The organism is Pseudomonas brassicae, assembly GCF_010671725.1.
GTDB lineage: Bacteria > Pseudomonadota > Gammaproteobacteria > Pseudomonadales > Pseudomonadaceae > Aquipseudomonas > Aquipseudomonas brassicae.
This window is the reverse complement of sequence record NZ_JAAHBU010000098.1, coordinates 1-20248: the sequence shown is the minus strand read 5'-3', so window position 1 is coordinate 20248 and position 20248 is coordinate 1. Positions and strand designations below refer to the sequence as shown.

General features: G+C 65.8%; 18 protein-coding genes, 4 pseudogenes and 1 riboswitch. Of the genes and pseudogenes, 3 read left to right on the top strand and 19 right to left on the bottom strand.

From position 1 onward, the window contains the following. Positions 1-88: 88 nt before the first annotated feature. From G3436_RS08300 to cobO, 13 genes and pseudogenes are all read right to left on the bottom strand, one after another. Positions 89-1294: pseudogene (locus G3436_RS08300) on the bottom strand (MFS transporter); the annotation flags it as partial. 63 nt (positions 1295-1357) lie between these two features. Beyond that, entirely contained in the window at positions 1358-1762 is a 405-nt protein-coding gene (locus G3436_RS08295) for a MarR family winged helix-turn-helix transcriptional regulator (protein ID WP_163943469.1), read from the bottom strand. 40 nt (positions 1763-1802) lie between these two features. Next, a complete protein-coding gene (locus G3436_RS08290) occupies positions 1803-2993 on the bottom strand; it encodes a glycoside hydrolase family 5 protein (protein ID WP_163943466.1) in 1191 nt (396 codons plus the stop codon). Positions 2994-3120: 127 nt separating this feature from the next. Next, positions 3121-3849: an adenosylcobinamide-GDP ribazoletransferase gene (locus G3436_RS08285; RefSeq protein ID WP_163943463.1), complete on the bottom strand. Its 729-nt coding sequence runs from the start codon at positions 3847-3849 to the stop codon at positions 3121-3123. Further along, complete coding sequence (gene cobC, locus G3436_RS08280; protein ID WP_163943460.1) at positions 3849-4418, bottom strand: alpha-ribazole phosphatase family protein; 570 nt, start codon at positions 4416-4418, stop codon at positions 3849-3851. Before cobC ends, G3436_RS08285 begins: the two co-directional genes overlap by 1 nt. Next, entirely contained in the window at positions 4415-5470 is a 1056-nt protein-coding gene (cobT, locus tag G3436_RS08275) for a nicotinate-nucleotide--dimethylbenzimidazole phosphoribosyltransferase (protein ID WP_163943456.1), read from the bottom strand. The genes cobC and cobT overlap by 4 nt, the downstream gene beginning before the upstream one ends. Continuing rightward, a pseudogene (gene cobU / locus G3436_RS08270) lies at positions 5467-5987 on the bottom strand (bifunctional adenosylcobinamide kinase/adenosylcobinamide-phosphate guanylyltransferase). Before cobU ends, cobT begins: the two are co-directional and overlap by 4 nt. A gap of 1 nt (position 5988) precedes the next feature. Beyond that, a complete protein-coding gene (locus tag G3436_RS08265) occupies positions 5989-7443 on the bottom strand; it encodes a cobyric acid synthase (RefSeq protein ID WP_163943454.1) in 1455 nt (484 codons plus the stop codon). Then, a pseudogene (gene cobD / locus G3436_RS08260) lies at positions 7440-8431 on the bottom strand (threonine-phosphate decarboxylase CobD). Before cobD ends, G3436_RS08265 begins: the two are co-directional and overlap by 4 nt. Further along, entirely contained in the window at positions 8424-9332 is a 909-nt protein-coding gene (gene cbiB / locus G3436_RS08255; RefSeq protein WP_178116371.1) for an adenosylcobinamide-phosphate synthase CbiB, read from the bottom strand. Before cbiB ends, cobD begins: the two are co-directional and overlap by 8 nt. Next, positions 9332-9979, bottom strand: coding sequence for a 5,6-dimethylbenzimidazole synthase (gene bluB / locus G3436_RS08250; RefSeq protein WP_163943451.1), 648 nt, complete (start codon positions 9977-9979; stop codon positions 9332-9334). Before bluB ends, cbiB begins: the two co-directional genes overlap by 1 nt. Then, the gene (locus G3436_RS08245) at positions 9976-11271 is read right to left on the bottom strand and encodes a cobyrinic acid a,c-diamide synthase CobB (protein WP_163943449.1); all 1296 of its coding nucleotides are present in this window, start codon (positions 11269-11271) and stop codon (positions 9976-9978) included. The genes bluB and G3436_RS08245 overlap by 4 nt, the downstream gene beginning before the upstream one ends. After that, positions 11268-11879, bottom strand: coding sequence for a cob(I)yrinic acid a,c-diamide adenosyltransferase (gene cobO, locus G3436_RS08240; protein WP_163943446.1), 612 nt, complete (start codon positions 11877-11879; stop codon positions 11268-11270). The genes G3436_RS08245 and cobO overlap by 4 nt, the downstream gene beginning before the upstream one ends. Positions 11880-12013: 134 nt before the next feature. Continuing rightward, a riboswitch (cobalamin riboswitch) is annotated at positions 12014-12236 on the bottom strand. Between the two features lie 151 nt (positions 12237-12387). On the opposite strand from cobO, the gene G3436_RS08235 reads away from it, so the two are divergent. Beyond that, entirely contained in the window at positions 12388-12966 is a 579-nt protein-coding gene (locus G3436_RS08235; protein ID WP_163943444.1) for a hypothetical protein, read from the top strand. 77 nt (positions 12967-13043) lie between these two features. Then, positions 13044-14360, top strand: coding sequence for a PQQ-dependent sugar dehydrogenase (locus G3436_RS08230; RefSeq protein ID WP_163943440.1), 1317 nt, complete (start codon positions 13044-13046; stop codon positions 14358-14360). Between the two features lie 41 nt (positions 14361-14401). Here G3436_RS08230 and G3436_RS08225 read toward each other — a convergent pair. From G3436_RS08225 to G3436_RS08200, 6 genes and pseudogenes are all read right to left on the bottom strand, one after another. Continuing rightward, positions 14402-14926: pseudogene (locus G3436_RS08225) on the bottom strand (C40 family peptidase); the annotation flags it as partial. Positions 14927-15059: 133 nt separating this feature from the next. Further along, the gene (locus tag G3436_RS08220) at positions 15060-15689 is read right to left on the bottom strand and encodes a C40 family peptidase (protein ID WP_163943437.1); all 630 of its coding nucleotides are present in this window, start codon (positions 15687-15689) and stop codon (positions 15060-15062) included. Between the two features lie 113 nt (positions 15690-15802). Next, positions 15803-16507 (bottom strand): DnaA regulatory inactivator Hda, encoded by a 705-nt coding sequence (gene hda / locus G3436_RS08215; RefSeq protein WP_043862546.1) that lies wholly within the window; start codon positions 16505-16507, stop codon positions 15803-15805. Between the two features lie 140 nt (positions 16508-16647). After that, positions 16648-17130 (bottom strand): hypothetical protein, encoded by a 483-nt coding sequence (locus tag G3436_RS08210; RefSeq protein WP_163943434.1) that lies wholly within the window; start codon positions 17128-17130, stop codon positions 16648-16650. A 16-nt stretch (positions 17131-17146) separates the two neighbouring features. Continuing rightward, entirely contained in the window at positions 17147-18220 is a 1074-nt protein-coding gene (locus G3436_RS08205) for an AI-2E family transporter (protein ID WP_163943431.1), read from the bottom strand. 13 nt (positions 18221-18233) lie between these two features. Beyond that, positions 18234-19289: a DUF2066 domain-containing protein gene (locus G3436_RS08200; protein ID WP_163943428.1), complete on the bottom strand. Its 1056-nt coding sequence runs from the start codon at positions 19287-19289 to the stop codon at positions 18234-18236. 328 nt (positions 19290-19617) lie between these two features. Between G3436_RS08200 and purM the strand changes: the two genes are divergently transcribed. Next, on the top strand, positions 19618-20248 hold a 631-nt coding region (gene purM, locus G3436_RS08195), incomplete at its 3' end, for a phosphoribosylformylglycinamidine cyclo-ligase (RefSeq protein WP_163943471.1).

Below are 20248 nucleotides of genomic sequence, written 5' to 3'. Positions count from 1 at the left end.
CAGCGCCAGGCCACCCTGCTGCCAGCCCCACCAGATCAGCCCCAGTACCCAGCAGCGCAGCCACCAGCCCGGCCAGGCGCCGGGTCCATGCGGCGCCCGCCTGGGCCTGCAGCCGCGCCACCGGCCGCTCACGCACCGGCCAATTGAGCGCTGCCGCCAGCAGGCTGAGCAGAATCGAGATCTGCCAGACCAGATCATAGCTGCCGGTACGGTCATAGACCACGCCGCCCAGCCAGCCGCCGAGAAACGCACCCAGCTGATGAAACAGGAACACGATGCCGCCAAGCATGGACAGGTTGCGCACCCCGAACAGGGTGGCCACCGTGCCGTTGGTCAAGGGCACGGTCGACAACCACAGCAGGCCCATCGCAATGCCGAACAGGTAGGCACTGAACTGGGTCACCGGCGCCCACAGGAACAGCACGATCACCACCGCCCGCAGCAGATACAGTGCCGTCAGCAAGCGTGGTTTTGACATGCGCCCGCCAAGCCAGCCAGCGGTGTAGGTACCCACGATATTGAACAGCCCCACCAACGCCAGCACCGTGGTGCCGATGGCGGCCGGCAAGTGCTGGTCGACCAGATAGGCCGGCAGGTGCACGCCGATGAACACCACCTGGAAACCGCACACGAAAAAGCCCAGTGCCAGCAACCAGAACCCGGAATGCGAGCAGGCTTCGCGCAGGGCTTCGAGCAAGGTCTGTTCATGGCCCTGGGTGGGCAGCGGGTTGTCGCGCAGCATGCTTACCAGCGGCACGATGAAGGCCACCAGCAGGCCGAGTACCAGCAACGCCGCCGACCAGCCCAGCCAGCCGATCAGGCCAAGTGTGCCGGGCAGCATCGCGAACTGGCCGAACGACCCTGCGGCGCTGGCGATGCCCATGGCCATGCTGCGTTTTTCGGCAGGCACGGCGCGCCCGACCACGCCCAGGATCACCGAGAACGAGGTGCCCGACAGGCCGATGCCGATCAGCAGCCCTGCGCTGAGCGACAGCGACAGGGGCGAGTCGGCCATGCCCATCAGGGCCAGGCCCGCGGCGTAGAGGATACCGCCGACAATGACCACCCTGGCGGCGCCCAGGCGATCGGCAAGCGCCCCGGCAAACGGCTGGGCCAGGCCCCAGATCAGGTTCTGCAAGGCGATGGCGAACGCGAACACTTCACGGCCCCAGCCAAAGTCTGCGCTCATGGGCGCAAGGAACAGGCCGAAGCCATGCCGAACGCCCAGCGACACCGCCAGGATCAGCGCCGCGCCCAGAAGCACCCAACCACTCGTGCGCCATACCGATGTCATTATTGTTCTCCCGCACCGCACCAAGGTTATACAGGTATATACCCGCTTATACTCGCCAGCTGCTCAGGCCAATCGCTCCAGCAACCGCACCAGCTCATCTCGCTGAGCTTCGCCCAGGTCTGCCACCAACGACTCCTGGGCCTGCTCCCAGGCAGGGGTGGCGGCACTCAGGCGCGCCCTGCCCTGCTCGGTCAGCAGCACCAGGCGATTGCGCAGGTCGCTGCCTTCGGCAAGTGCCACCAGGCCCTGCGCCTCCAGCACGCGCAGGTTGCGCCCCAACGTACTGCGATCCAGGCCCATGGCGTCGGCCAGGGTCGAGATGCTCGGCTTGTCGAGACGCTGCAGGTGCCGCAGCAAGGAAAACTGCGCGACATTGATGCCGAAGCGCTCAAGGGCCTCGTCATAGTGCCGGCTCACCCCTCGGGCAGCGCGACGCAAGTGAGTGCAGATGCAAGGACTGTTCAACATGGATACGTGTATATACCCGTAATACGCTGGATGCAAGTGTTCAGTGGCTGGCATTGCCAACGGCGAGGCGCGCACGAATCGGTTCTGCGAGGCTGTAAGGCTTGCGCTTGAGCGGGTCTGGCAGGCCCTTGTCGATGGCTTGCCAATACGCCCAGGGCACCTTGGCCTGGCCCAGTTCGTAGTCCATGCCGTCCCAGCTGTCTTCGCGAAAACTGTAGAAGGCCCAATGCAACTGCGCCTGCTCCAGCGTGCTCACCACGTCCTCCAGGTAACGCGGGCAACCGGCCCAGCGGCGCATGCAACCGAACTCGCCCGCCACCAGCCGATTGCTCGGGATGCCACGCGCGTGCGCCCAGTCGATCGGGCGCTGCAGGTAGCGCTGCACCACCTCGCTGTCCCATTCGCGCACGCCCGCTGCGAACGGTACAGGCCCAGGGTACGCATAGGGTGTTGCGCGGCCGAGGTTGCCGGCACTGGTGGCGGCATACGGCTCGTACATGTGGAAGCTGTACAGCAGGCGTTGGTCGGCCAGCGCCTGGGGCCAGTAGTCAAAGCTGTCGGCGGCCGCGTACCAGCCGGCATCGAGCATGATCGGGGTATGCGGGTCGACCTCGCGCACAGCGGCGACAAGCTGGCGGTACAGCGCCGGCAGGTCACGCGCACTGCCCCGGTGCCGGGCATACCAACGCTGCATCTGCTCGGCGTCGGCATGCTCGGCCAGCCCACCCTGCTGCTCCGGTGCCGGCTCGTTGATCAGGTTGTAGGCGGCTACGGCCGGGTGATCCTTCAACGCCTGCGCCAGGTCACGCCAGAACGCCGCTGACTGATCCCAGTAGGCGTTGTCTTGCCACAGGCGATCGTCGAACTGGCCAGCGTTGTTCTGAGACCAGCGCATGCCAGGCAGGGACAATGGCGTGACCACCACCTTGAGGCCAGCGGCGTGGGCGCGGTCGAGCGTGGCCTTGAGCGTGGCCAGGTCGCTGGCGACCAGCCCCTGGTAGCCGTCGGCAGTGCCGAGCAGGAAATCACGCTGCGCCGGTTTCCACTTGTCGTAGGACAAACGCACCCAGCCTGCACCGTAGTCATGCAGGGCCTGAAAGTAAGCCTGGTCGGGCGGCAGACGATTGAAACTGTTGCCACCGCGTTGCGGGGTGTCCCAGAAATCGATCAGGTCGGCGGCCTGGGCCGGGCTGGACAACAGCAGGAGAGACGCAAGAAAAAGAGGTCGCATGGATTGCACCCTGATGAGGAAAGGGGGCAAGACTAGTCGCGATCAGGAGGGCATAGCGCCGGGTTTTCATTACAAGTCGCTACAACGCCATACACATTTTGTGTGGCCGAAGGGCAGAATCCGCACATCACAGCGCCAGCCCCACCAGCACCGCCACCTCGAGCAACTCCAGCAATGCACCAGCCGTATCGCCGGTCGTGCCGCCCAAGCGCTTGAGCATGATGCTGCGCAACCCGACGAATACTGCCAGCGCCACCGCGAGTGCAACCAGCGCACTCGATCCCGCCACCAACACGCAGCCCAGCGCGGTCACGGCGAGCACGCCCTTGGCAGGCCCCCGCGGCAGATGCTGCGCCAGCGCCTGCCCCAAGCCACCGGCGCGCACATATGGCGTGCACAGAAACAACCCCAGCATTGCCGCGCGCCCAAGCACCGGCGCCAGCAGCAGGCCCAGCGCCTGACCACTCTGTATCAGCGCCAGCAAGGCACAGAACTTGAGCAGCAGCACCAGCACCAGGGTCACCACCGCAATCGGCCCGCTGCGTGGGTCCTTCATGATGGTCAGGGTGCGCTCACGATCGCCAAAACCGCCCAGCCAGGCATCAGCGCTGTCAGCCAGCCCATCCAGGTGCAACGCACCGCTTAGCCATACCCACGCGCACAGCAGCAACGCCGTATGCAACAGCAGCGCGCTGCCCGCCAACACCAGGTTCAAGCCCCACAGCACGCCACCGAACAGCAGCCCCACCAGCGGATAGAACAGCAGTGAGCGGCCCATCTGCTGCGGCGCCGGCAGGCCCGCCAGGCGCACCGGCAAGCTGCTGAGAAACTGCAAGGCAATCCAGAAAGGCAACATCAGCCGGCTTCCACAAAACGGCCATCGGCCTCGTACTGCAGGCGGTGCATGGCAGCATGCCCGACCGCTACCTGCAGCAGTTGCTCACGTGGCAGACCACGTGCCTGCGCCAGCAGCAGACGCATCACGCCGCCATGGGTCACGATCAATACGCGCTCGCCAGCATGCACCCGGCAGAGCCGCGCCATCGCCTTGTGCACACGCTCGGCAAAGTGCAGCACCGGCTCGCCATCCGGCGGCGTGAACGCGTACGGATCGGCCCAGAACTGCCCCAGCCCCTGCTCATCGGTGAGCATCAGGTCGGCTGCGCTGCGCCCTTCCCAGGCACCAAAGTGCAGCTCCTGCAGATCCGCCTCGCGCTGCAACGGCAACCCCAGCCGAGCCGCCAGTTCTTCGGCAAAACGTGCGCAACGCTGCAATGGCGAACTCACCAGCCGATCCCACGGCCCGGCCTCGCCCACCGCCGCACGCATCTGTGCCCAACCCAGCTCGGTCAATGCGTCGTCAAGGCTGCCACGCAGGCCGCCACCCCGTTCGGTCTCGCCATGGCGCAGCAGGTCGACGATCATGCAGAACGGTCCGCCACCAGGGCTTCGGCAAACGTCGCCATCTGCCCATGCAGCTCGCACGCCAGGCGCAACAGCGGCACCGCCAGCGCCGCACCGCTGCCCTCGCCCAGGCGCAGCCCGAGCTCCAGCAACGGCTGCGCCTGCAAGGCGTCGAGCACCCGTCGATGCCCAGGCTCCGCCCCCCGGTGCCCGAACAGCAACCAAGCACGGCAGCCTGGGTTGATGCGCACCGCGACCAGTGCTGCAACCGTACAGATGAAACCATCCACCAGCACCACGATGCCTTGCTGGGCACAGGCCAGGTAGCCCCCCACCAGCGCCGCCACTTCAAAACCGCCAAAGCACAGCAGCTGTTGCAGCGGATCATCGGCCAGGGCCGCATGAGTGAGCAACGCACGCTCGATCACGCGGGTCTTGTGTTCGACCCCGGCCACGCCCAGCCCGGTGCCTGGGCCGGTCAGGTCGCTGGCCGGGCACTTGAGCACTACGCTGGCCAGTGCACTGGCAGCCGCCGTGTTGCCAATCCCCATTTCGCCGCCGATGAACAGGCGCGCGCCCGCATCGCGCGCGCGCAACACGCTTTCGCGTCCGGCCTGCAGCGCCCGCTGTCCCTGCTCGGCGGTCATCGCCGGCGCGATGGCAAAGTTGGCAGTGCCCGGCCCGATGCGCACATGGCGGACACCGGCAAGTGCCAGGTCCAGGTCGACCGTGCCCAGGTCGATCACTTCCAACTGCGCGTCCAACTGGCGGGCCAGCACGCTGATGGCGGCACCGCCGCCGACAAAGTTCTGCAGCATCTGACGCGTGACCACTTGCGGGTAGGCCGACACCCCCTCGGCAACCACCCCGTGATCACCGGCGAAAATCGCGATCCACACCTGTTGCACGCTGGGCTTGAGCTGGCCCTGCAAGCCAGCCAGCTCGACCGCCACCTGCTCCAGCCGGCCCAGCGAACCGGCCGGCTTGGTCAGTTCCTGCTGACGCGCCAGCGCTTGCGCACGCACGCTGTGATCGATGCTGCGACAGGCGTCCAGCCACCAGGTATTGCTCATATTCGCGCTCCTTTAAGCGTAAGTGGCAGGCCGGCAACGGTCAGCACGACGTGCTGGCAACGCTCGGCAATCGCCTGATGCAGCCAGCCGGCTTCATCGACGTAACGACGGGTCAGCTCGCCCATGGGCACCACGCCCAGGCCGCTCTCGTTGCTGACCAGGATAATTTCGCCGGGCAGTTCCGCCAGGCACGCCAGCAGCGCGTCACGCTCGGCGCCCAGACGCGCGTCGTCCTCCAGCATCAGCAGGTTGGTCAGCCACAACGTCAGGCAGTCCACCAGCAGGCAGCGCTCGGCCGCAGCGTTTTCGCGCAGCACCCGCGCCAGCGCCAGCGGCTCTTCGATCAGCGCCCATTCGGCCGGTCGGCGCGCGCGTGCAATTGCACACGGGCATTCATTTCAGCGTCTAGCGGCGCGCTGGTGGCGATGTAGGTCACCGCCAGCGTGCTGTCACTGGCGAGTTGTTCAGCCAGGCGGCTCTTGCCCGAGCGGGCACCGCCGAGGATCAGGTTGAGCATGTCAGTCGAGCCCGCACAGTTGACGCAGCCGGCCGCCATCGAGGTGCTGTTCCACCAGGTCGGCCAGGCGCTCTATATCCAGTTCACGCAAGGCGTGATAGTCGACCTGCTCGACATCGTTCAGGCCCGCCCAGCGCAACAGCGCCGCGCAGGAATGAGGCGATTCGAACAGGCCATGCAGATAGGTCGCCAGGATCTGCCCGTCGGCGCTGATCGCGCCGTCGCAGCGCCCATCGGCCAGGTGCACCGCCGGCTGTTGCAGCGCCGGCCCACGGCTGACCCCGGCATGGATCTCGTAGCCGCTGATGGCAGCCTGCTCCAGTTGCAGCGTGCCGCTGACGTTGCGCAGTTGCTTCTCGGCTTCCAGCTGGGTGCGATAGTCGAGCCAGCCCAGCCCCGCACTGCTGCCCGCCGGCCCTTCCAGCCCCAGCGGGTCGTCAACCTGGGTGCCGAGCATCTGCAAGCCGCCGCAGATACCCAGCAGCTTGCCGCCATAGCGCAGGTGACGCGCGATCGCCGCCTCCCAGCCCCGCTCGCGCAGGTGCGCCAGGTCGCTGCGCACGCTTTTGGAGCCGGGCAGGATGATCAGGTCGGCCGGCGGGATTGCCTGGCCCGGACCAATGAACTGCAAGTCGACCTGCGGGTGCAGGCGCAGCGGATCGAAATCGGTGTGGTTACTGAGGCGCGGCAACACCGGCACGATCACCTTGAGCACCTGTGCAGCCTTCTCGCCCTGGCGTTGGTCCAGGCCGTCCTCGGCTTCCAGGTGCAGGTCCATCACATAGGGCAGCACCCCAAGCACGGGCTTGCCGGTGCGCGCCTCGAGCCAGTCGAGCCCCGGCTGGAGCAAGCCGATGTCACCGCGAAAGCGGTTGATGACAAACCCCTGCACCCGTGCCTGCTCGCTCGGCGACAGCAGTTCGAGGGTACCGACCAGATGGGCGAACACACCGCCGCGGTTGATATCGGCAATCAGGATTACCGGGCAGTCCACCGCTTCGGCAAACCCCATGTTGGCGATATCGCCAGCACGCAGGTTGATCTCGGCAGGCGAGCCGGCGCCTTCGACCATCACCACCGGGTAGGCGGCGCTCAGGCGCTGGTGCGAGGCCAGTACCGCCTGCATGGCGATGGCCTTGTAGTCGTGGTAGGCCACCGCGTTCATGCTGGTGACCGCACGCCCGTGCACGATGACCTGCGCACCGGTGTCGCTGTTGGGTTTGAGCAGTACCGGGTTCATGTCGGTATGCGGCGCCAGCCCGGCCGCCTGGGCCTGTACTGCCTGGGCCCGGCCGATCTCGCCGCCATCGGCGGTCACCGCACTGTTGAGGGCCATGTTCTGCGGCTTGAACGGCACCACGCCGACGCCCTGGCGCACAAGCCAGCGGCACAGGGCGGTCACCAGGGTGCTCTTGCCGGCATCGGAGGTGGTGCCTTGCACCATCAGGGTGGTCATGGCTGTTCCTTGCGGTAGTCGTCCAGCGCCTGCACCAGGCGTTGCCAGTCGGCATCAGTGGCCGGCAGGCCAAGACGCAGGCTGCCGAGATGGGCGAACAGGCGCAGCAGGATGCCGCGTCGCGCCATGAATGCATGCAACTGCGCGGCCTGCTCCAGCACCAGGTACTGGAACAGCTCGCAGCCACCTGCCGGGGCCAACCCGGCGTGCGTCAGTACCTGGGCCAGACGCGCGCTGGCCTGGGCACAACGGGCGATCTGTTGCTGCTGGGCCAGGCTGTCCAGCAGGCAAGCCTGGCCCAGCACCCGGGTAGGGCCGGCAATCGTCCACGGCCCCAGTTGCTCGGCCAGCAGTTGCAGCAGTTGCCGTTCGGCCAGCACAAAGCCCAGGCGGACCCCGGCCAGGCCGAAGAACTTGCCGAACGAGCGCAGCACGATCAGCCCGTTGCGCCAGGTATCACGCGCAATGCTGTGTTCGGGGGTGTTGTCCATGAACGCTTCGTCCACCACCAGCCAGCCGCCACGCCGGGCCAGGCGCGCATGCCAGTCGAGCAGGCGTTCGGGGCTGACGAGCGCCCGGTGGGGTTGTTGGGGTTGACCACCACCAGCACGTCGAGGCTGTCGAGGAAGAACTCCACCTCGGCCTCGCTGACTTCACGCACGCGGTGCCCGGCACGGCGCCAGCCTTCGGCATGCTCGGCATAGCACGGCGACAGTACGCCGACCTTGCCGCTGCGGCGCAGGCGCGGCAGCGCCTGGATCGCCGCCTGCGAACCGGCCACGGGCAGCAGTTGCGGCACGCCGTAATAGTCACAGGCAGCCTGTTCCAGGCCATCGTCGGTCTCGGGCAGGCGTGCCCAGGCACGTAGCGCAACCTCAGGCACCGGGAACGGCCAGGGCGCGATACCGCTGGAGAGGTCGACCCAGTCCTGCACGGCAATGCCATAGTCCAGCACCGCCCGCTGCAAACGACCACCATGCTCAAGCATAGAACTCAGCCCCCACGCACATCACCAGCAACCACAGCCATACCCCCTTGCACACCAGTTGCCAGCCGCGCTCGATGGCGGTCGGCATCGGCCGGCGGACCTTCGCCCAGTTGCGGGCGTTCGGCAGTTCACCGTGATACACCGCCGCGCCACCCAGCGCCACGCCCAGCGCACCGGCCCCGGCCGCCATCACCGGGCCCGCATTGGGACTGTCCCACAGCGGGGCCTGGCGGCGCCAGCAACCGAGCGCCAGCCGCGTCTTGCCGAGCAACGCGTAGGTCAGTGCCACCAGCCGCGCCGGAAGGTAGTTAAGCAGATCATCGATCCGTGCAGCCGCCCAGCCAAAACGCTCGAAGCGCTCGTTGCGGTAGCCCCACATGGCGTCCAGGGTATTGCTCAGGCGATACAGCACCACACCCGGCGCACCGGCCACGGCAAACCAGAACAGGGCAGCGAAGACCGCGTCGCTGCCGTTCTCCAGCACCGATTCGGTGGCGGCGCGGGCCACCGCGGTGTCGTCCAGCTCGCGGGTTTCGCGGCTTACCAGGTAGCCGACGCGGCGGCGCGCTTCGTCCAGGTTACCGCCGCGCAAGGCCTCGGCCACGGGGCGTACATGCTCGCCCAGGCTGCGCAGGCCCAAGGCGCAATACAGCGCCAGGATCTCCACCAGCCAGCCGATATAGGGCAGCCAGGACAACAGGGTCGCCAGCAGGGTCAGTGGCACCACCGCCAGGAACCAGGCGGTGACGCCATGACTGCGCCAACCGCGGCCGCTGGCATTGAAACGCTGCTCCAGGCGCCCGGCATACCGGCCGAAGGCAACCAGCGGATGCGCGCGGCGTGGCTCACCCAGCAGCGCATCCAGCGCCACCCCGGCCACGCTCAGCAAAGCCACACTCATCAACGCTCTCCCCAATGGTTTTCGTACAGCATCTGGCTCAACGGTTGCGCCGTGGCCCAGCCTTCGAGCACCAGCATCGGTGCCTCGTAGAACGCCTCGACCGGGCCCAGGCACAGGATCGCCAGCGGCTTGGCGCCGGCCGGCATGCCCAGCAGATCAGCCAGGGCGCGGGGCTCGAAGAGTGATACCCAGCCCATGCCCAGGCCTTCGGCACGGGCGGCCAGCCACAGGTTCTGGATGGCGCAGGACAACGAGGCCAGGTCCATCTCGGGCAGGGTGCGGCGGCCGAAAATGTGCGGCTCGCGGTCGTCCATCAGCGCCGCTACCAGCACTTCGGCGCAATCGTTGATGCCTTCGACCTTGAGTTTCATGAAGTCATCCGAACGCTGCCCGAGCGCCTGCGCGGTACGCACACGTTCGTCCTCCACCAGCGCCTGGATACGCTGGCGCAGGTCGCGCCGGGTAATGCGGATAAACCGCCAGGGCTGCATCAGGCCCACGCTGGGCGCCTGGTGCGCGGCCTGCAGCAGGCGCGCGAGCAGCTCGGGGGCTACCTCACCGCCGCTGAAATGGCGCATGTCACGCCGTTCGCCAATGGCGCGGTAGACCGCCGCGCGCTCGGCGTCACTGAATGCCTGGTCGCTCATGGTGCCAGCAACGCCGCCAGCGCCGCAGGGTTGGAGGGGAAGTAGAAGTGCACATACGACGCCGTCAGTCGCCCGCAGCGGTAGACCGCCTCGGCACCGCGCCCACCGTTGGGGCTCTGCCCACGGGCAATGGGTTCGAGTGCAGTGCTGGTCAGCGAGTGGTGATAGGTATGCCCGCGCAGCGTGCCTTCCGGCAGCTCGACCGCCTGCAGGGCCAATGCTGCCAGGCGTTTCTGCATCACCGCTTCGCCAGCCAGCAGGCCGACCAGTTCAGCCCGCTCGCCCGCCACGTCGGTCAGGGCATCGAGCAGGTAGAGCATGCCGCCGCATTCGGCCAGCAGCGGCTTGCCCGCCTGATGGTGGGCCCGGATTGCCGTCAGCATCGGCACATTGGCCGCCAGCGCGTGATGGTGCAGCTCAGGATAGCCGCCAGGCAGGTACAGGCTGTCGGCCACTGGCAGTTCGGTATCGTAAATCGGTGAGAAGAAGCTCAGCTCGGCGCCCATGCCGCGCAGCAGGTCCAGGCTGGCGCCGTAGGTAAACGCAAACGCTTCGTCACGGGCCACGGCAATGCGTACACCGGCCAGCAACGGCGCGACCGGCTCGGGTTGCGGCGCCTCGAACCTCACCGCTGGCGGCAAGGCCGACTCGCAACTGTTGCCCAGCGCGGTGGCCGCTGCGTCCAGGCGCAGGTCCAGGTCGGTCAGCTCGCTGGCCTGCACCAGCCCAAGGTGGCGGCTGGGCAGCTCGATGCCGGTTTCACGCGACAGCCCGCCATACCAGCGCAGGCCCTCGGTAAGGCTGCCTTCAAGCAACTGGGCGTGACGCAACGACCCCACGCGGTTGGCCAGCACGCCGGCAAACGGCAGGTCCGGCTGATAGCGCGCCAGCCCCAGGGCCAGCGCGCCGAAGGTCTGGGCCATGGCCGTGCCGTCGATCACCGCCAGTACCGGCACGCCGAAATGGCGGGCCAGGTCGGCGCTGGAAGGCGTGCCGTCGAACAGGCCCATGACCCCTTCGATCAGGATCAGGTCGGCCTCCCCCGCCGCTTCCCACAGCAGGCGACGGCTCTCCTGGGCACCGACCATCCACAGGTCGAGCTGGTACACCGGCGCGCCGCTGGCACGCTCCAGAATCATCGGGTCGAGAAAGTCCGGGCCACACTTGAACACCCGGACCTTGCGCCCCTGGTTGCGGTGCAGGCGTGCCAGCGCAGCCGTCACCGTGGTCTTGCCCTGGCCTGACGCGGGTGCTGCGATCAGCACCGCCGGGCAATGACGCGCTTCACTCATAGTTCCACGCCCTTCTGGGCACGGATGCCGGCCTGGAAGGCATGCTTGACCATGCCCATCTCGGTCACGGTATCGGCCAGCTCGATCAGCTCGGGCTTGGCGCCACGGCCGGTGACGATCACGTGCTGCATCGGCGGGCGCGCCTGCAGGTCGCCGAGCACCCGGTCGAGGTCGAGGTAACCGTGCTTGAGGGCGATGTTCAGCTCATCGAGCAGCACAAAGCTGATGCTCGGGTCCTGCAGCATCTGGCGCGACACCGCCCAGGCGGCCTCGGCGGCGGCAATGTCGCGCTGGCGGTCCTGGGTTTCCCAGGTGAAGCCTTCGCCCATCACGTGGTAGCGCACCTGCTCGGGGAAACGCCGGAAAAACAGCTCTTCGCCGGTGCTGTTACGGCCCTTGATGAACTGCACAACGCCGCACTGCAGGTCGTGGCCCATGGCCCGCGCGAGCATGCCGAACGCCGAGCTGCTCTTGCCCTTGCCATTGCCGCTGAGCACCAGCAGCAAACCGCATTCGTTGGGCGAATTGGCAATGCGTTCGTCGATTACCGCTTTTTTGCGCAGCATGCGCGCCAGATGGCGTTCGTCGCGATCGGTGGTGTCGGTCATCGGAGGCTCCGTGGGCGACTGTCGGCGCGGGACCGGCCGCAAGGGCACGGCGCGACAGCAGGTTGGCGATGGCACACGGAAAACGCGCAGGCCCGACCCTCAGGCCGAGACAACCGCGCATCACCCTCCGCGATGCCGTTGAACTGTGACAGGCCGGTCTCCGGGCTCATGAGGGGGTCTGCAAGGACCCGGCCCGCGCGCCTTCCCGGGGCTTGGCACCCAGTGGCATTGCGTGAGCCCGACTCATTTACCGTTGCGGGGGCAGCGCCGGAATCGCGCGCCGTACGCGCCCACCGGCTTCCCTGTTTCACCCTGCCGACACGCTGGCCACAGAGCACCTGAAACACGTCGCGAAGGTTAGAGGGTTGGGCCATGAGCGTCAATCAAAGGTGCTGCAAAGCGGCCTGGATCAATGGCACTTCTGTCATCTTGTGCAACACTTGTCGCATTGATATCACATAGCCATCACCCTGACGTGTCTCGATCAACAATAACAAGGGAGCACAGCATGCAAGGTCTGATCATCAACAACGCCCGCCTGGAATTCCTGCGCCCGGCACTGGAACGCTGGGCCGAGTGCCTGGAACGCTTCAACCAGACCCTGGGCGACGGCGAAGCCCCCTATTGGCAGAGCGCGCAGGCCAACCTCGGGGTACTGTGCGCGGCCGCCTGGCAGGCCGAACTGGTCACCCTGCAAGGCGCGCAGACCAAGAAGCAGCGCGAGGAAGGCGAACGTGACGCGCACTGCGACATGCTGATCGCCAGCAAGGAAGAGAAAGCCTACCTGCAGGTTTCGCAGCGCTGGCCACGGGTTGGCAAGCTCGACCTTGCCGAGGCGCTGCAGGAAAGCGTGGCCCTGGCCCGACACATCGCCTACGCCAGTCAGCTCAAGGTTGCCGCCCTGTTCGTCAGCCCGTACAAGGCCGGCCAGCATGCCAGCCCCGAAGAACTGCAAGACCTGGTGGACGACCTGCAAAAGCACAATGCCTGCGCCATCGCCTGGTCGTTCCCGTATGGTTACCGCAAGCTGCACGACGACGTCGGGCGTTATCACCCCGGTGTTGCCTTGCTGCTCAAGCAGGTCTGAGTACTGGCCCGATGGAACCTCGCTGACGTGCCCGTCTCTACTTTCTATCCAGGCACGCTTCGCGAGGAACACCGATCATGGGCACTCTGCGCATTACTGTATTGCTGGCACTTACCACCGGGCTTGTGGCCTGTGGCGAAAACGCCCGCCTTGAGGTCACCGATGGCACCGGCCCCTCGCCGCAACTGCCCGAGCCGAACAAGACCCTGATCCCCACGCTGAACATCGCCCCGGCGGTCGGCTGGCCGGCGGGCGTGACGCCCAAGGCGGCGCCTGGCACTCGCGTGGCCGCCTTTGCCGACAAGCTCGACCACCCACGCTGGCTGTATGTGCTGCCCAATGGCGATGTGCTGGTGGCCGAAACCAACGCCCCGCCCAAGCCCGACGATGGCAAGGGCATCAAGGGCTGGGTGATGGGCAAGGTCATGGACCGCGCAGGCGCCGGCGTGCCCAGTGCCAATCGCATCACCCTGCTGCGCGACAGCGATCAGGATGGGGTGGCGGAAACCCGCACCACCTTCCTTGCCGGGCTCAATTCGCCCTTCGGCATGGCGTTGGTAGGCAATGACTTCTATGTGGCCGACACCGATCGGTTGCTACGTTTCAAATACACGCCCGGGGCGACCTCGATCGAGGGCTCAGGCAGCCCGGTAGTCGACCTGCCCGGTGGTACGCTGAACCACCACTGGACCAAGAACGTGATTGCCAGCCCCGACGGCAAGAAGCTGTACGTGACCGTGGGCTCCAACAGCAACGTGGGCGAAAACGGCATGGACCAGGAGAAAGGCCGTGCCGCGATCTGGGAAGTCGACCCGGCCAGCGGCCAGCAGCGGCTGTTCGCCACCGGTCTGCGCAACCCCAATGGCATGGCCTGGGAGCCCCACAGCGGTCGCTTGTGGACGGCAGTGAACGAGCGTGACGAAATCGGCAGCGACCTGGTGCCCGACTACATCACATCGGTGAAAGACGGCGGCTTCTACGGCTGGCCCTACAGTTACTACGGGCAGCATGTGGACGTGCGGGTGCAGCCGCAGGATGCACAACGGGTGGCCCGTGCGATTGCCCCGGACTACGCCGTAGGGCCGCACACCGCCTCACTGGGGCTGACCTTTGCGCAGCCTGGCGTACTGCCGCCGCCGTTCGAGCAAGGCGCACTGATCGGCCAGCATGGTTCATGGAACCGCAAGCCGCACAGTGGCTACAAGGTGATCTTCGTGCCGTTCAGCAGCGCGGGCATGCCCGCTGGCAAGCCGATCGACCTGCTGACCGGTTTCCTCAATGAAGACGGCAAGGCCATGGGGCGGCCGGTGGGGGTGGTCAATGACACCCGTGGCGGGGTGTTGGTGGCGGATGATGTGGGCAACACCATCTGGCGGGTGAGCAAGGCGCAGTAGCACCGGCTCTGGCAAGCACGCCTGGCAGGCCGAATCAGGGTACGCGCCAGGTGTGCCGGCTGCAACACGCGCTTGGCGTTGAGGTAGGTCTTCTGCCAATAGCTGTTGGACAGGTAATCCAGCCGCACCGTGCCACCGGTGGCCGGTGCATGCACGAAGCGCCCCTCGCCAACATAGATGCCCGCATGGCTCACCTGGCTGCCACCATTGGTGGCGAAGAACACCAGGTCACCCGACTGCAGGGCGCCCTTGTCGATGTTCGGCGCACGGATGCCGATCATCTCGCGGGTCGAACGCGGCAAGGCGATACCTGCGGCGTCACGGTACACGTAGCCAATCAGCCCACTGCAATCGAAGCCCGAATCCGGGGTATTGCCACCCCAGCGATACGGCGTGCCCACCAGGCCCAACGCGCGAAACAGCACGTCCTCGGCCACCGGCGAGAAATACACCTGGGGCGCCATCACCGCCGGCTCCACTACCCTGGGCTGGCGCGGAGCATGGCTGGAGCAGGCACCGAGCAGTGCCACCAGGGAAAGTACAGCAACACGCGCGATTATCGACATCGTCAGAACATCCTGTCTGAAGCCGCCCGACCCTGAGCCGGAAATAGGTGAGAATTTAGATTAGACGTTTTCTGTAAACACGCACGCGGCGAGCTTTTCAGCTACGCCGCCGTGCGGGGGAAACGCGTGAAGCTCAGTTGCGCGACAGCGTGGTCGGCGCCATGGCCAACGCGCGCTTGGCTTCAATGAAGGTCTTGCTCCAGTAACGGTCACCGAGGTTGTCGATGCGCACGCCACCGCTACGGCGGCTGCTGGAGTGAATGAACTGGTCGTCGCCCAGGTAGATGCCGGCGTGGCTCACGCGGCCGCGGCCATTGGTGCTGAAGAACAGCAGGTCACCTGGCTTGAGGTTGTTGCGGGCTACCAGCGGGGCTTTCACGTTGATCATTTCGCGGGTGGAGCGCGGCAGGTTCATGCCGGCCTCTTCGCGGAACAGATAGCCGATGAAACCACTGCAATCAAAACCGGACTTCTCGGAGGTGCCGCCAAAACGGTAACGGGTACCGATCAGGGACATGCCACGCTCGAGGATGTTGTCGGCCAGGGCTGGCAGTTGGTAAGGCTTGCTGCTGGAGGAGAATGCTTCCAGGTCCTGATCGGTGGCCAGCTCTTCTTCGAACACCGACGCATCGGTGGAAGGCTTGACGACAGACTGGGCAGTGACAGGAGCTGGAGCCTGCTGGTGGACGGGACCGGTGGTCGCGCAACCGAAAAGCAGGGTCACAAGTGCGAGGGGCACGAGGGGTGCGAAGCGATTTAGCATGGGCACGACCGTGGCTGAATTTGATGAAGCCGAGACTATGCCTTCTATCGGATCGATTTGCAAATTCAATCGAAAAAAATGTGACTTTTATGTGCCGAGGCTCTGGGACGGCCCTACCAGCCCAACGTCTCTTTCAAAAATGGGATCGTCAGCTTGCGCTGCGCTTGCAGCGAGGCCTGGTCGAGGCGCTCGAGCAGGTCGAACAGCGCGCTCATGCTGCGGGTACCGCGGGTAAGAATGAAGTGCCCGACCTCGTCGGTCAGGTGCAGGCCACGGCGCGACGCGCGCAGTTGCAAGGCACGCAGCTTGTCTTCGTCCGACAGCGCACGCATCTGGAAAATCAGCGCCAGGGTCAGCCGCGACTTGAGGTCGGCCAGCTTGATCGGCAGCTCACGCGGGGAGCTGGAGGCGGCCAGCAGCAGGCGCCGGCCGCTGTCGCGCAGGCGATTGAAGAGGTGGAACATGGCCTCTTCCCAGTCTGGCTTGCCGGCAATCACATGCAGGTCATCCAGGCAGACCAGTTCGTACTGTTCTAGGTTGTCGAGCAACTCGACACCGCGATCAAGCAACTGGGCCAGGGGCAGGTACACCGCCGGTTCACCCAATTGTTCGAAACGCAGGCACGCCGCCTGCAGCAGGTGGGTACGCCCCACGCCTTGCTTGCCCCACAGGTAGATCAGGCTTTCGGTCCAGCCGGCGTCGGCTTCGCAGAGTCGCTCGACGTAGCCCAATGCGGCGGCGTTGGCACCCGGATAGTAGTTGATGAAGGTGGCGTCATCACGCAGACGCACACCCAGGGGCAACTGGATCGGTTTCATGCTGGCTGGGCAGTCCCGAAGAACCGCAAGGGGCCTTTTGTGAAAAGTCTGCAAAGTTTATACCCGTCACGCCAGCCGCACAATGCGTTAGCAAAATCAAAGGCTTGCAGGACACGCACGGTGCGGTGGGCGAACATGGGTCAATCCTCCAGCAGCTCCCCTGCCCTCAGCCGGAACAACTGCAATGGTTGTATCGTGGCGCCCTCGACGGACTCTTCGAACTCCAGCGCCTTGTTCACCGCATCCATCTCGGCACTGCGCCCGGCAACCCGCTCGAACGTGCTGCGCGGCAGCGCTGTGCTCCAGCCATGCTCGAAGGTTTCATAGGCCAGGGTCAGCGCCGCCGTGAAGTAATGCTGGTCGATCACAGGGACCTTGACGGCATTGTCGTCCTCGTCAAAGGCAATGAAGTGGTTGGGCAGCGAAGCGATTCCCAGACGCTTGAGCACCACCCAGGAAAACGCCGACGGCACGAACATCGTGAGCTTTTCGGCATCGCGCCGCGAGTAGCCCTGCTGTTGCAGGGCCGCCGCCACCTCGTCCTCGTCCAGATCATCCGCCAGCAACGGCAAGGCATCCATCACGCCGGCCAGTGCACAGGCGTGGTCCGTTTCATGTTGCATCACGCCGTCGTGTCCTTTATAGGTCCGGGTCTATTTCGCCAGCATACATGTCCGACTCTTTATACAGGTCGTGCATGTGCCGCAGCAGCACCATGATCACCGCCGCCACCGGCAATGCCAGCAGTACGCCGGTGAAGCCGAACAGCTCGCCGCCGGCCAGGATCGCGAAGATCACCGCCACCGGGTGCAGGCCGATACGGTCGCCCACCAGCATCGGCGTCAGTACCATGCCTTCCAACGCCTGGCCAATCATGAACACCGCGACGATCCCGAGCATGGGGTACAGGTCGCCACCAAACTGGAACATGCCGGCCACCAGCGCCGCGCCGATCCCGATGATGAAGCCCATGTACGGCACGATGGCCGCCAGCCCCGCCAGGATGCCGATCAGCAGGCCCAGTTCCAGGCCCACCAGCATCAGGCCGGCAGCGTAGATCACGCCCAATGCCAGCATCACCAGCAACTGCCCACGCACAAAGGCGCCAAGCACTTCATGACACTCGCCTGCCAGCGTCACCACCTGCTCTTCGCGCTGACGCGGTAGCAGGCGGCGCAACTTGGCCATCATCAGGTCCCAGTCGCGCAGCAGGTAGAAACCCACCACCGGGATCAGCACCAGGTTGGCCAGCCAGCCCATCAGCGCCAGGCCCGAGGCCGTCGCCTGGGACAGCACGATGCCGACGATGTCGGTGGTCTGGCCCATGTGCTCGCTGATGGCAGCCTTGATCTTGTCGAACTTCCAGAACCCGTCGGCCAACCCCAGCCGCGCCTGCACCCAGGGCAGCGCCACGTGCTGCAGCCAGTCGAGCATCTGCGGCGCCAGCTCATAAAGGCGTACCAGCTGCTTGGCCAGCATCGGTATCAGCACCAGCAACATCGCCAGGAATATCAGGCTGAACAGTGCAAATACCGCCACCACCCCCCAGGTTCGTGAAAGGCCGGCGCGCTCCAGCCGGTCGACCAGTGGGTCGGCCAGGTACGCCAGCAGAATGCCGACCAGGAATGGTGAAAGAATCCCATGCAAAAAATACAGCAGCGTGCCGATCACCAGCACCACCACCAACCACACCCAACGGCGTGTATCCATCATCTACTGACACTCCTTACCAACGAAACCGCAAACCTTTGAACGGTGCCGCAAGCACCGCCTGTGCCGTGCCCGCGGCGCCGGGCTCGGCGGCTGCCACCGGCGCAGGCGCAGCAGCTTCGACCGGCACTTCCTGCAACGTGCCCAGGCTCAGTTGGGCACGCAACTGATCAGGCGTGCCGCTGACCTGGTAGGTCAGGGTGTCGCCGTCGACAGCGCTCAGGTGCCCCCCCAGCGGCTCCAGCAACTGCGCCAACTGCGCATAGCGCTCCAGGGTCATGCCCAGTACCTGCACCTGATTGTCGCCACCGGCGCCCGGGCGTGCGACGAAGCGCGGTGCCAGGCGCGTGCTCACGGCCAGCATGACCGCATCGGCCAACGCCGCCTGGTCGGCACCCTCGGCCTTGCCCTGCTCGCGCTGCTCGCCCAGCCACAAGCGCCACGTGCCTTGCCATTTGCCCTCGCTCTCGGTGGCATGCACTGCCAGCAGCGCGTCGGCAGCATAACGCTCGGAGGCCTCGCGCAGCGGCGCAGGGTCGGTGCCTTCCAGGTTGCCGGCCGTCGCCACCAGTTGCTCCTGGAGGTCGCCCAGCGGCAGGCGCAAGGGCAGCCCACGGTGCTGCGCGGCACGGCGCAGCGGATCGGCGCTGCTCTGGCCATCGCCCACCAGGCTCGAACCGCCGACGCTGTCGTTCAGCCACCACCCCAGGATCGCCGGGCGATTGCTGCCCCACAGGGCCAGCCCGGCCTTGCGCAAGGCGCGCTCGGTACTGCCAGGGTCGAACTCGACCAGCACGGTTTCGGGCGGGCCGGCCTCGAAGCCGAACTGGCTGATGATTTGTTGCGGATCTTTGCGCAACGCCGCCAGGCCTGCGCTTTGTGCCGCCTTGGGGTCGCCGGTAAGGCGCACCACCAGCGTGCTCAAGGCATTCTGGGTGGCCGCGGCACGCGCTTCGGTGCCCTGGCCTGTGACCGGCTCACGCACCTGATACAAGCCACTGAGGGTTTGCGCCTGAGCACTCAGACCAAACAGGGCAAGACAGCCAACGGCCAGGTATGAACGCAAACGCATGGAGGATTCCTGTCCAGGTAAATGGAAAACGCGGCCAGCCCAACGTGGGGCGCTGACCATCACTGCCGGCAAAACATTCAGCCACACAGTCAAAATTCGCTCCCTATACCTTATACAGCCCACGGCGCGGCAACCAGCCGCAGTGTCGAATCAATGTTTTTATGACGATTGAGGGCCTGCCCGTCGGCCTGAGGATGGCCGCTACGGGGTAACCCTGATAAAATCGCGCGCCTTCGCAGACCGGCGACGGTCAGGCAGCAGGAAAACCCTGCACGGTGCCTGGCAGGTCACGGTCGATTCCCCCGAATCCCTCCCCCTAAAGGCCTGGATCATGAGCAAGCAACCCTCCCTGAGCTACAAGGACGCCGGTGTAGACATCGACGCCGGTGAAGCATTGGTCGAACGCATCAAAGGCGTCGCCAAGCGCACGGCGCGCCCGGAAGTCATGGGCGGCCTGGGGGGCTTTGGCGCCCTCTGCGAAATCCCGGCAGGCTACAAGCAGCCGGTACTGGTCTCGGGCACCGACGGCGTCGGCACCAAGCTGCGCCTGGCGCTGAACCTGAACAAGCACGACACCATCGGCCAGGACCTGGTCGCCATGTGCGTCAACGACCTGGTGGTGTGTGGCGCCGAGCCGCTGTTCTTCCTCGACTACTACGCCACCGGCAAGCTCAATGTCGACACCGCGGCTGACGTGGTCACCGGTATCGGTGCCGGCTGCGAACTGGCCGGTTGCTCGCTGGTGGGCGGTGAAACCGCTGAAATGCCGGGCATGTACGAAGGCGAAGACTACGACCTGGCCGGCTTCTGCGTCGGCGTGGTGGAAAAGGCCGAGATCATCGACGGCTCCAAGGTCGCCGCTGGCGATGCACTGATTGCACTGCCTTCGTCGGGCCCGCACTCCAACGGCTACTCGCTGATCCGCAAGATCATCGAAGTCGCCGGTGCCGACATCGCCT

What these genes read in the sequence shown, in the direction of transcription:
- cobT (WP_163943456.1), bottom strand. Translation starts at nt 5,470, where the DNA reads ATGAGCAATACCTGGTGGCTGGACGCCTGTCGCAGCATCGATCACAGC.
- G3436_RS08295 (WP_163943469.1), bottom strand. Translation starts at nt 1,762, where the DNA reads ATGTTGAACAGTCCTTGCATCTGCACTCACTTGCGTCGCGCTGCCCGA.
- G3436_RS08220 (WP_163943437.1), bottom strand. Translation starts at nt 15,689, where the DNA reads ATGCTAAATCGCTTCGCACCCCTCGTGCCCCTCGCACTTGTGACCCTG.
- cobC (WP_163943460.1), bottom strand. Translation starts at nt 4,418, where the DNA reads ATGATCGTCGACCTGCTGCGCCATGGCGAGACCGAACGGGGTGGCGGC.
- G3436_RS08290 (WP_163943466.1), bottom strand. Translation starts at nt 2,993, where the DNA reads ATGCGACCTCTTTTTCTTGCGTCTCTCCTGCTGTTGTCCAGCCCGGCC.
- cbiB (WP_178116371.1), bottom strand. Translation starts at nt 9,332, where the DNA reads ATGAGTGTGGCTTTGCTGAGCGTGGCCGGGGTGGCGCTGGATGCGCTG.
- G3436_RS08205 (WP_163943431.1), bottom strand. Translation starts at nt 18,220, where the DNA reads ATGATGGATACACGCCGTTGGGTGTGGTTGGTGGTGGTGCTGGTGATC.
- G3436_RS08265 (WP_163943454.1), bottom strand. Translation starts at nt 7,443, where the DNA reads ATGACCACCCTGATGGTGCAAGGCACCACCTCCGATGCCGGCAAGAGC.
- G3436_RS08210 (WP_163943434.1), bottom strand. Translation starts at nt 17,130, where the DNA reads ATGCAACATGAAACGGACCACGCCTGTGCACTGGCCGGCGTGATGGAT.
- G3436_RS08285 (WP_163943463.1), bottom strand. Translation starts at nt 3,849, where the DNA reads ATGTTGCCTTTCTGGATTGCCTTGCAGTTTCTCAGCAGCTTGCCGGTG.
- G3436_RS08200 (WP_163943428.1), bottom strand. Translation starts at nt 19,289, where the DNA reads ATGCGTTTGCGTTCATACCTGGCCGTTGGCTGTCTTGCCCTGTTTGGT.
- hda (WP_043862546.1), bottom strand. Translation starts at nt 16,507, where the DNA reads ATGAAACCGATCCAGTTGCCCCTGGGTGTGCGTCTGCGTGATGACGCC.
- cobO (WP_163943446.1), bottom strand. Translation starts at nt 11,879, where the DNA reads ATGACCGACACCACCGATCGCGACGAACGCCATCTGGCGCGCATGCTG.
- G3436_RS08230 (WP_163943440.1), top strand. Translation starts at nt 13,044, where the DNA reads ATGGGCACTCTGCGCATTACTGTATTGCTGGCACTTACCACCGGGCTT.
- bluB (WP_163943451.1), bottom strand. Translation starts at nt 9,979, where the DNA reads ATGAGCGACCAGGCATTCAGTGACGCCGAGCGCGCGGCGGTCTACCGC.
- G3436_RS08245 (WP_163943449.1), bottom strand. Translation starts at nt 11,271, where the DNA reads ATGAGTGAAGCGCGTCATTGCCCGGCGGTGCTGATCGCAGCACCCGCG.
- G3436_RS08235 (WP_163943444.1), top strand. Translation starts at nt 12,388, where the DNA reads ATGCAAGGTCTGATCATCAACAACGCCCGCCTGGAATTCCTGCGCCCG.